Source organism: Acidovorax sp., from assembly GCF_016783915.1.
GTDB lineage: Bacteria > Pseudomonadota > Gammaproteobacteria > Burkholderiales > Burkholderiaceae_C > Acidovorax.
The window spans coordinates 1-9,752 of the sequence record NZ_JADHVT010000164.1; the positions used below are offsets into that span (position 1 = coordinate 1).

At 64.4% G+C, this 9,752-nt stretch carries 6 protein-coding genes and 2 pseudogenes; 6 read left to right on the forward strand and 2 right to left on the reverse strand.

The window, feature by feature from the left end; genetic code table 11:
- The 5 genes and pseudogenes from ISS20_RS21000 to ISS20_RS21020 form a co-directional block, all read left to right on the forward strand.
- Positions 1-255: pseudogene (locus ISS20_RS21000) on the forward strand (hypothetical protein); the annotation flags it as partial.
- A 113-nt stretch (positions 256-368) separates the two neighbouring features.
- Positions 369-716, forward strand: a complete 348-nt coding sequence (locus ISS20_RS21005) for a hypothetical protein (protein WP_291439232.1) — start codon at positions 369-371, stop codon at positions 714-716.
- Positions 717-720: 4 nt separating this feature from the next.
- Positions 721-1,047 (forward strand): hypothetical protein, encoded by a 327-nt coding sequence (locus ISS20_RS21010; RefSeq protein WP_291439234.1) that lies wholly within the window; start codon positions 721-723, stop codon positions 1,045-1,047.
- On the forward strand, positions 1,044-1,328 hold the full coding sequence (locus tag ISS20_RS21015) for a hypothetical protein (RefSeq protein WP_291439236.1): 285 nt from the start codon (positions 1,044-1,046) through the stop codon (positions 1,326-1,328). The genes ISS20_RS21010 and ISS20_RS21015 overlap by 4 nt, the downstream gene beginning before the upstream one ends.
- The gene (locus tag ISS20_RS21020) at positions 1,325-8,095 is read left to right on the forward strand and encodes a hypothetical protein (RefSeq protein WP_291439237.1); all 6,771 of its coding nucleotides are present in this window, start codon (positions 1,325-1,327) and stop codon (positions 8,093-8,095) included. The genes ISS20_RS21015 and ISS20_RS21020 overlap by 4 nt, the downstream gene beginning before the upstream one ends.
- 11 nt (positions 8,096-8,106) lie before the next feature.
- Here ISS20_RS21020 and ISS20_RS21025 read toward each other — a convergent pair whose 3' ends face one another.
- Positions 8,107-8,463, reverse strand: coding sequence for a hypothetical protein (locus ISS20_RS21025; RefSeq protein ID WP_291439239.1), 357 nt, complete (start codon positions 8,461-8,463; stop codon positions 8,107-8,109).
- A gap of 28 nt (positions 8,464-8,491) precedes the next feature.
- The gene (locus ISS20_RS21030; RefSeq protein WP_291439241.1) at positions 8,492-9,097 is read right to left on the reverse strand and encodes a hypothetical protein; all 606 of its coding nucleotides are present in this window, start codon (positions 9,095-9,097) and stop codon (positions 8,492-8,494) included.
- Positions 9,098-9,171: 74 nt separating this feature from the next.
- Here ISS20_RS21030 and ISS20_RS21035 point away from each other — a divergent pair.
- Positions 9,172-9,752 (forward strand): annotated as a pseudogene (locus ISS20_RS21035) (hypothetical protein); the annotation flags it as partial.

Consider the following 9,752-nt stretch of genomic DNA (forward strand, 5'->3'; position numbering starts at 1 on the left):
ATCGCGGCCGACATGGATGTGAGCCCTTCCGATTTGTCGCGCAAGCTGGCCAACAACCCCGACGACCCCCGTCGATTCACTCTGCTGGATCTAGAGAGCTACGTCGCCAGCACGGGTGACATCCAGCCCGTTTTCTACCTGGTGCAGAAGTTCTGCACCGATCCGCAAGCGAAGCAACGCGAGGCGCTCGCAGCTCTGGCCAAGCTGGCTCCGCAGATCCAGGCGCTGCTCAAACAGGCGGGAGTGGCCGAGTAGTCCAAGTTTTGAGCCACGGATAGGGGCGGGGTAGCTCCCCAAACCGAAAAGCAGTTCCACCACCTGCCTGCCGTTGGTTTCTATGTGGTGCCGATCATGTTTTGAGGTGGCAAATGCCCGATATCGCCCAACAAACCGACAGTTCCATTTACGCCGACGAGGAGGCCCCGCCCAGCTGGCAGGACCTGCGCGATGACGGCGCCGTGCTCATCGACACCGAAGACCAGAAGCTCGCCATCTACCCCGGCGGAATGGGGGCTGTAGTCATGGCATCGCAGGAGCGCGACGACCCTGTGCCCCGCTTCATCGTGCTGGAGCAAGACTCCATCCCGCAGCTGATAGCCGCGCTCACGAAGGCGCAAGCCGAGGCCGAGGTGGTGTCTGCTGATCTAGATGCCCAGTATGCGGTGTATGCAGACCAAGAGGCTCGCGAGGCGCTGGTGCAGAAAGGCGGGGCCTGACCAGATGCCGAATGATGCGCGCCTCTCCACGGGGCTCCCAAACCACCCCAAGACGAAAAAGCTGCTGCGCCGGCTTGGCCAGGCCGCAGGGTGGAATCTCGTTTGCCTGATCCTGTGGGCGGCTGCGAACCGCAGCGATGGCGATCTCAAAGGTATGTCGAATGAGGACATCGAGCTGGCAGCCGAGTGGGACGGGGAAGCAGGGCTGTTCGTCCGCACGCTGGCCGATGTTCGCTTCCTTGATGGGGGAGATGGCGAGTACAGGAGAGCGCAGCGGCTGACACCGAGCTGCGCGGCAAGCTGGCCCGGGATACGGAAGAGTCCGATTTGAAGTGGCTCAACGACTACTTCATGACGGCCCAGCGCGAGGCCGGCAAGAAGTTCACCGACGCCGAGGTGGCGCAGCACGTTGATGGGCTCTTCGCCCGCAATGCCACGTTCCGAGGGTTCTTCTCCAACTCCTCGGGACCAATGCTGACGATGAAAGTCGGGGACATCCCCAGCCAGGAGCGAACCGCCATTGAGGCGGCCTACAAGCGCCAGGGGGTGGAGAAACCCACAGACGCCCAGGTAATGGACATCTACTGGAAACGCCAGATCGCACGCAAATGAACGAATACGACGACCTCATCACCCAGTCTCTGCAGCCCGAGCCCGCCCAGGCCGCCCGCATCGGGTTTGCAGCAGCGGTTGACACAAACCCCGAGGCCTACGCCGAAGCGCGGCGCGTGGCCAAGCGCACAGGTGTCCCAGTGGATACGGCCTTCAATCTTCCCCAGGAGATGAAACGCCAGGACCGCATGGGCTCCATGGATTTCGACCGGCTGGCCGCGATGTCTCCGGCCACGGCGGCCATCCTTGCCGACGTGGACCAAGCGAAGATTGCGCACGACAACGTGGACAGCTTCAGCGGGATTGAGGGCGTGCTCACCGCTTTGGGAGGGGCCGCGAAATATGCGGTCAGCGCCCACGGGGCGGCGCGTGGTGGGTTCGCCAGCGACGTGGGCCGCGCTGGGAGCGCTGGCCTGTCCGGGCTGCAACGCGCCAGCGCCGGGGTGGTGGGCCTAGCCCAGGCTCCTTTTGACATGGCCGCACCGCTGGCCGATCCGCTGGTGGGGCGTGTCCTGCCTGGTAACCCACTGCGCGCCACGGCGGAAGGGCTGGCACGCTACCGCCAGAGCATCGAAGCGCAGGCAAAGGCGTCCATGCCCCGGGCGGAGGGGCTGGTGGAGTCGGGTGTTTTCTCCGGCTTTGCATCACTTGCCAGCAACATGGCGGCCTTGCCACTGGCGTTCCTCCCCGGTGGCCAACCTGCAGCGATGGCCGCCATGACAGCACCAGTGGGCGGGCAGGCCTACGGCGAGGCGCGCGACAAAGGGGTGGGGGTTGTGCCTTCGCTCACTTTCGGCGCATCGCAGGCCGCCATCGAGTACGCCACCGAGAAAATTCCTGTATCGCGCCTGCTGGGTGACGTACGCGCAGGGTCGTCTTTTCTCAAGACGCTGGGCCACCAGGCGCTGCGAGAAGTTCCGGGTGAGCAAGCCGCCACCGTGTTGCAGGATCTGAACGAGTGGGCGGTGCTCAATCCTGAAAAGCCCTTCAGCTCTTACATCGAGGCGCGCCCAGGTGCTGCCGTGCAAACGCTGATCGCCACCTTGGTCGGGGTGGGGGGCAATGTGGCGGTGATGCGCGGCATCGACAGCGTGATCACGGGCGACGAAGAGAAGGCCCGCCGCGCCCAGGCGGCCGAGCAGCAGACCCAGCTACTCCAGCAACTCAACGACCTGGCCCAGGCCGACAAGGTGCTGGCCCGCGATCCTGAAACCTTCGAGCAATTCGTTGCCAGCGCGGCAGAGGGCGGCCCGGCCACACAGGTTTTCATCGACGCTCAGACGCTCATGCAATCTGGCATGGCCGAGCAACTTGCGGCTGTGTCCCCGGCGGTGGCCGCACAGCTGCCCCAAGCGCTGCAGGTTGGTGGGCAGATTGCAATCCCGGTGCAGGAATATGCCAGCCGCATTGCGGGCAGCGAGTACGCCCAGAGCTTGGTCGATCACATCAAGACCGATCCCGAGGGGTTCAGCCGGGCTGAGGCCCAGCAGTTCATGGACACCCGGGCCGACGAATTGAAAGCCCAGGTAGAGCAGGCATTGCAGCAGCAGGAGGGCGACAGCGCTTTCAAGCAGTCAGCCGACGCCGTGCGCGCCAACGTGAAAACCCAGCTGGACACGGCGGGCCGCTTCACGCCCCAGGCGAACGACGCCTATGCGGCGATGGTGGGCAGTTTCTACGCAGTGCAGTCTGCCAAGCTGGGCATGACTCCCGAGGCGCTTTTCGAGCGCTACCCGCTTCGGGTGGTGGCCGAATCCGTGGTGGATGGTCAGCAATTCGACCAGGCCCTGGCCACCCAGCCGCCAAAGGGCTGGGCACACTCCACCACTGGGCAGGACGCTGCAAAGCTGTGGGGCGCGCCGAAGGGTGACATCAACGCCGTGTTCTGGACGGACCTGCAGGGCAAGCTGGCGCAGGACGCGCCTGATCTGGCGGGCTACTCGCACTCGGTGGACCGAAGCCGGGTCGATCACATTCGCAAAAACCACGGCAACGAAGCTACCGAAGCGCCACGCGGGCAGGTTGCCGTAACGGGCGCAGACGTGGCTCGCATCCCTGAGATCGTCACGGGCTATGACGCCATCGACACGAACGTTTTAGTTCCGGCTGAAGTAGGTCCGGAGAAGGTGCGAGGCGTCGTGTTCGCCAAGCAGTATGAGGATGGGACGGTGGTTTACACCGGGCTGGTTTCCAGCAAGCGCCAGAACGTGCGTGGAGCCACGCTGTGGAAGTATCCCCCATCGGTTGATGCCCAGACCGCCGTGAAGCGGGCTGTCGCCAAGCTAACGTCCGAAACGTATGGGGGCATGGATGGGATTGTAGGGCCAGCGGGCGAAACGCTCAACCAGGCAGCGCGTGGCAGCTTCAACCCCGGCACCAACACCATTGCGCTGCTCAAGGCTGCGGACCTGTCCACGTTCCTGCACGAGACGGGGCACTTCTTCCTGGAGGTGCAGATGGACATGGCTTCGCGCCTGCAGCATGAGGCCGACGCCTTTGGGGGCGAGACCAACGGGCCAGACGAGTCGCAGATTCTTGCCGACGCGCGCAACGTGCTGGACTGGTTCGGCATCCAGAGCCTGGCTGAGTGGCACAACCTCGATTTCGAGGAGCGCCGCGCGCACCATGAAAAATTCGCACGAGGCTTCGAGGCGTACCTGTTCGAGGGCAAAGCGCCCAGCATCGAACTGCAGGGCCTGTTCCAGCGCTTTCGCGCGTGGCTGGTGGCTGTGTACAAGAATTTCAAGGCGCTCAACGTGGAGTTGACGCCCGAGGTGCGCAGCGTGTTCGACCGCATGCTGGCCACCAGCGAAGAGATCGCGCTGGCCGAGCAGGGGCGCAGCATGATGCCGTTGTTCGCCACTCCCGATCAGGCCGGTATGACGCCCGAGGCGTTCGCCGCCTATCAGGCGCTGGGTGTAGACGCCACCAACACCGCCACCGAGGAGCTGCAGGCGCGCGGGCTGCGCGATATGCAGTGGCTGCACAACGCGCGCGGGCGGATGCTCAAGCGCCTGCAGCGGGAGGCCAAGGACTTGCGCGCCGAGGCTCAGATCGACGCCCGCCGCGAGGTCATGCGCCAGCCGGTGTATCAGGCGTGGCAACTACTGTCCGGGCGGATCTCGCGCGACGACATGCTGCCTGCCGACGCTGCGCGCGCGACCTACCGCGAGGCCCTGGCTGAATGGAATGCCGAGCGGAAGACTGCCGAAAACGGCGCCATCGAGCAGGCCCAGGCCATGGTCTGGCAGAAGTCGGATGAAGGCCAGATCAAGTACAGGAAGGCGGATAGCGCCGCCAAGGCGCAGGCCAAGGTTCTCAAGCGCGAGACTGCAGCTATCGATGCGGCGACCCGTGCGGCGCTGCAAAAATGGGAGCAACAGAACCCCGCGCCACTTGACCCTGATTACCGCCCAAAGTCGGACCCCAACCGGATCGACCCCTCCATGGACTCGCTGCTGGTGGCCATTGCCAAGCTGGGTGGTTTGTCGCGAGAGTCTGCAGCCAATCACTTGGGCGTGCACCCGGATGACTTCAAGGCGCAGTCGGGCGTGTTCGGTAAGCCGGTTTTCCGCAAGACCGGCGGGATGACCGCCGACAGCATGGCCGAGGCGCTAACGGAGTATGGCTACCTGCCTCGCGACGAGCATGGAAAGCACGACCTGCACGACCTGGAAGACAAGATCGCCTCAGAGATCGGTGGTAGCCCGCAGTATTCCGCCGCCTTCGACTACAGCGCGCAGTTTGAGCCCGAGGCACCCGGCTTCGCAAACCCCGCCGCCCTATCGGCTGCGCGGCTGGACCTGGCCGCCCTGAGCGGCCTGGGTGTGCCCGCCGAGGTCGTCGCCCTGCTGAAGGAGCGAAAGATGACCGCACCGGATGGCCTGCACCCTGATGTGGCCGCCGAGCTGATCCTGACCGCTGAAGGTCAGGCTGCGTTCACCTCGGGCGATGAAATGGTGCGCGCACTGGCCGAGGCCGTCCCGCCCAGCGAAGCCATCGAGAACCTGACCGACTTGCTGATGCTGGAGCGCCACGGCGACCTTGCCACGCCCGAGGCCATCGAGCGGGCGGCCGACCAGGCCATCCACAACGACGTGCGCGCACGGTTGCTGGCGACCGAGGCGAACGCGCTGGCCAAGGCCACGGGCGAGAGCCGCGTGCTTTCGGATGCGGCCAAGACCTTCGCCGCCGACATGATCGCCCGCCTGCAAGTCCGCGCTGTGCGCACTGGGCAATACGCTGGCGCCGAGGTGCGCGCCGCCAAGGCGGCAGAGCGGGCGGCCAAGGCGGGCGACCTGGCCCAGGCGGCGGCCGAGAAACGAAACCAGCTGATCCAGCACCATGCCACGCGGGCCGCGCACAACGCGCTGGACGAGATCGACCGGGGCCTTCGCTACCTGAAGAAGTTCGACGGCGACATCAAGTCGCTCGATGCCGACTATGCCGAGCAGATCGCCAACCTGCTGGAGCGCTTCGACCTGCGCAAGGGCCAAAGCCTGAAGGCCGTGGACAAGCGCACGGCGCTGGCCCAATGGCTGGCCACCCAGCGCGAGGCCGGCCTGGAGCCCGACATTCCCGCGCAGCTGGAGAATGAGGCCTACCGCACGTCCTACAAGAACCTCACTGTCGAGGAGTTCCGTGGGCTGGTGGACACCATCCGGCAGATTGAGCACCTGGGCCGCCTCAAGAACAAACTGCTCACGGCGGCCGACCAGCGCAGCTACCAGGCGGCGCGCGACGAGATTGCGGCAGGCATTGCCGAGCATGCCCAGGGGCGGCAGGCTGACACGCGCACGCCCACCACCAACGCGGGGCGGGCGGTGCAAGGGCTCAAGCGCTTCTGGGCTGCCCACATCAAGGTGGCGACCTGGGCGCGGGTGATGGACGGGGGCAAGGACGGCGGCCCGGTATGGGAATACTTCCTGCGCAGCGCGAACGAGCGGGGCGACATGGAGACCACCATGCGTGCAGAGGCCACGGCCCGCCTGGCGGAAATCATGGCCCCGGTGTTTGCCCTGGGGAAAATGGGCGGCAAGGGGCAGTATTTCCCATCCATCCGGCGCAGCCTGAACCGCGAGTCTCGGATCGCAATCGCCCTGAACATGGGCAACGAGGGGAACATCCAGCGCCTGCTGGGGGGCGAGGGCTGGACCCGCGCGCAGATCGGCCCGGTGCTGCAGTCGCTCACGGCGCAGGAATGGCAAACCGTGCAGGCGGTCTGGGACCATTTCGAGAGCTACCGCCCGCAAATCGCCGCCAAGGAGTTGCGCGTGTATGGCAAGGAGCCCGCATGGGTGGAGCCCTCGCCGCTGGCCATCACCACGCAGGACGGGCAGACGCTGACGTTGCGCGGCGGGTACTACCCCATCAAGTACGACCCGGCCGCCAGCCAGCGCGCGGAGCAGCATGCTGACGCCGAGGGCGCCAAGCGCCAGATGCAAGGCGCCTACACAACGGCCACTACGCGGCGCAGCTTCACCAAGTCCCGGGTGGAGGAGGTGTCCGGGCGACCGCTGCTCTACACGCTGTCGGGGATGTACGGCGGGGTCAACGACGTGATCCACGATTTGGCCTGGCATGAGTGGCTGATCGACGCGAACCGGCTGCTGCGTTCCAACACCATCGACACCGTGATCCGTGAGCACTATGGCCCCGAGGTCAAGCAGCAGTTCAAGAGCTGGGTGCAGGACGTGGCCGAGGGTGAGAAGGGCAGCGACGCGGCAGTGGACCAGGCGCTGTCCCGGCTGCGCCAGGGCGTCAGCGCGGCCGGCCTGGGCTTCAACGTGGTCAGCGCGCTGATCCAGCCCCTGGGCCTGACCCAGTCCATCACCCGGGTGGGTGTGGGTTGGATCGGCCGTGGGGTGGCGCGGTACATCGCCCACCCCAGGGACTTGGCGCGCGACATCAACGGGCGATCCGCCTTCATGGAGAACCGGGCCCGCACCCGCTTCCGCGAGCTGAACGAGCTGCGCAACCAAGTGCAGGACCAGAGCGCTTTCAACGAGTACGTGGGGCGCTATGCCTACTTCCTGATGATGCGCTGCCAGCAGGTGGTGGACCTGCCGACCTGGTGGGGTGCCTACGAGAAGGCCACGGCCGAGGGCAACGATGAAAACCGCGCGGTGGCGCTGGCCGATCAGGCGGTGATCGATGCCCAGGGGGGCGGGCAGACCAAGGATCTGTCGGCCATGGAGCGCGGCGGTCCCGCGCAGCGCCTGTTCACGGTCTACTACTCCTTCATGAACACGGCCCTGAACCTCGGGGTGGCGCAAACCATGACGGCCGACACCGCAGCCAAGAAGGGCAAGCTGGCGGTGGACTACGCCATGCTGTACGTGGTGCCCGCCGTGCTGGGGTACTTCCTGAAGAACGCGATCACCCCCGGGGACTCAGGGGATGACGACTGGGAGAAGATCGCCAAAAAGCTGCTGGCCAACCAGATCGACTACCTGATGGGCCTCATGGTGGTGGTTCGCGAGTTCGGAGAGGCGGCCAAGACGGTGAGCGGCGCCAATGACATGGGCCGGGACTACACCGGCCCCGCCGGCCTGCGGCTGGTTTCAGACACCGGCACGCTGGCCAAGCAGGTGCACCAGGGCGAATTCGACACCGCGTTTCGCAAGGCAGCGATCAACGTCGTTGGCGATCTCTTCGGCCTCCCAAGCGCCCAGGTCAACCGGTCGATTTCAGGTGCCGAAGCACTGGCCGAGGGGAAGACCGAAAACCCTGCGGCCGTGGTCTTCGGGTTCCAGGAGAAACGGTAGGCTGCAAGCAGCTATTTCCACTTGGCAGGTGCATAGGCGCTGCAAGACGTGATGCCGCTCAAGCCGTTGCGTCCCATCGATAGGCGGATGGTCTGCTCATCGATGGGTTCAATCTTTCGCCCCTGCTTTTCTGCTTGCTCGTGCGCAATTGAGGTCAGAGCCTGTTTGCACGCTATCGCAACGGCGTTGCTTTCAGGGATGAACTGGTAGCGTGCGTAGTAGATAGAAATTGCAAAGCCATCAGCTCTCGCCTCTATGCCGTAGTCGGTGTTCTGGTCGTATGGCGTGAGATTCACGCCGGAATGTTTCACCGCGTTGGCGCACCCGGCCAAAGCTAACGCAGCGAGGATGGCAAAAATTTTGCGCATAGGTTCCCTTGAATAATTAATCGGCTGGCTACTTCTCAAAAAAGCTCTCCGACTTTGCGTAGCACTGACCATTCTTGCTTGGTCCCAGGTTCGTTATTGAAACGCTGGTGGGCGCTTGGCCCTCCTTCGGGTATCCGGAGGCGCACACCGCAAAGCGGTATTGGTAGACGCTGACCGACCAGAAAGTGCCGGCAAAAATGACGCTATACGCCATGGGGTCCGAGGTGAGAACGGCTGCCGCATCCGTTGGACGTGCAGGGGATCGAAGAAGCGAAGTCATGATTGATGCATCCGCCTTCGACATTGACGCCTGCCAGTTATCGACTATGCGCTCCGGGAATGGCTTGGCCGTGTAGGCAAAGGATGCGTTGGGATACTGCGGCTCGTTGACGTAGAAGATTCGCATCTCAGCATCGCCGGTGCTCGTCTCGGCAAGAAACACAGTGTTGGAGTCCACGGACTCCAACGCACTGACCACGCTGCACGCCGTCACAGGAGTGGCCCGGGAAGCGATCCCCGACGCACTCACATTGGCAAAGATTCCTACGCGGTTGTCGCGCGGCTGGCAGGTAGTTGTCTGAGCCTGCGCAGAGGCGCAAAGGCACATAGCCAAGGCAAGAGTGGCTGTTTTCATGTCTCTCTCTTTCAAGGGTGCACGTATCGGCAGCCCCCACGAATAGCCTTGCGGCAATTTCTGGGTGCCTCCGCATGACAATTTCCTCCGAGGACCGCAAGGCTGGGCCCTATGACGGGAACGGCGTAGCGACACTCTTCCCCTTCGCGTTCAAAGTCATCGCCGCCACTTACGTGGAGGTGTACTTCACATCGCCCGAAGGGGTGGAACAAATTCTCACATTCGGGGATGACTATAGCGTCACCCTGAATCCTGACCAAGAAGTGTCTCCCGGGGGCGAGGTGCAAACCTTCATCCCCCTGGCGCTGAATGCCAAGCTGACGATCACCAGCAACGTCCCCAACCTGCAGCCGCTGGCGCTCACCAATCAGGGCGGGTTCTTCCCGGGCGTCATCAACGCTGCTTTTGACCGGGTCGTCATCCTCATCCAGCAGCTGGCATCACGCATCGGCCGCACGCTTCGCGCACCGATCACCGATCCTGAAGGCCTGTCCATGGTGCTGCCAGGCGCTGCCGACCGCGCCAATGCCATCCTGGCCTTTGACGCCACGGGCAAGCCTGTGGCCTATCCGCTCAGCGGTGTGCCTGGCGGCGGTGGGGGTGGTGGCACAGCCACGATCATCGTGGAGCTGAAAACGGCCACTGCAGGGCAGAC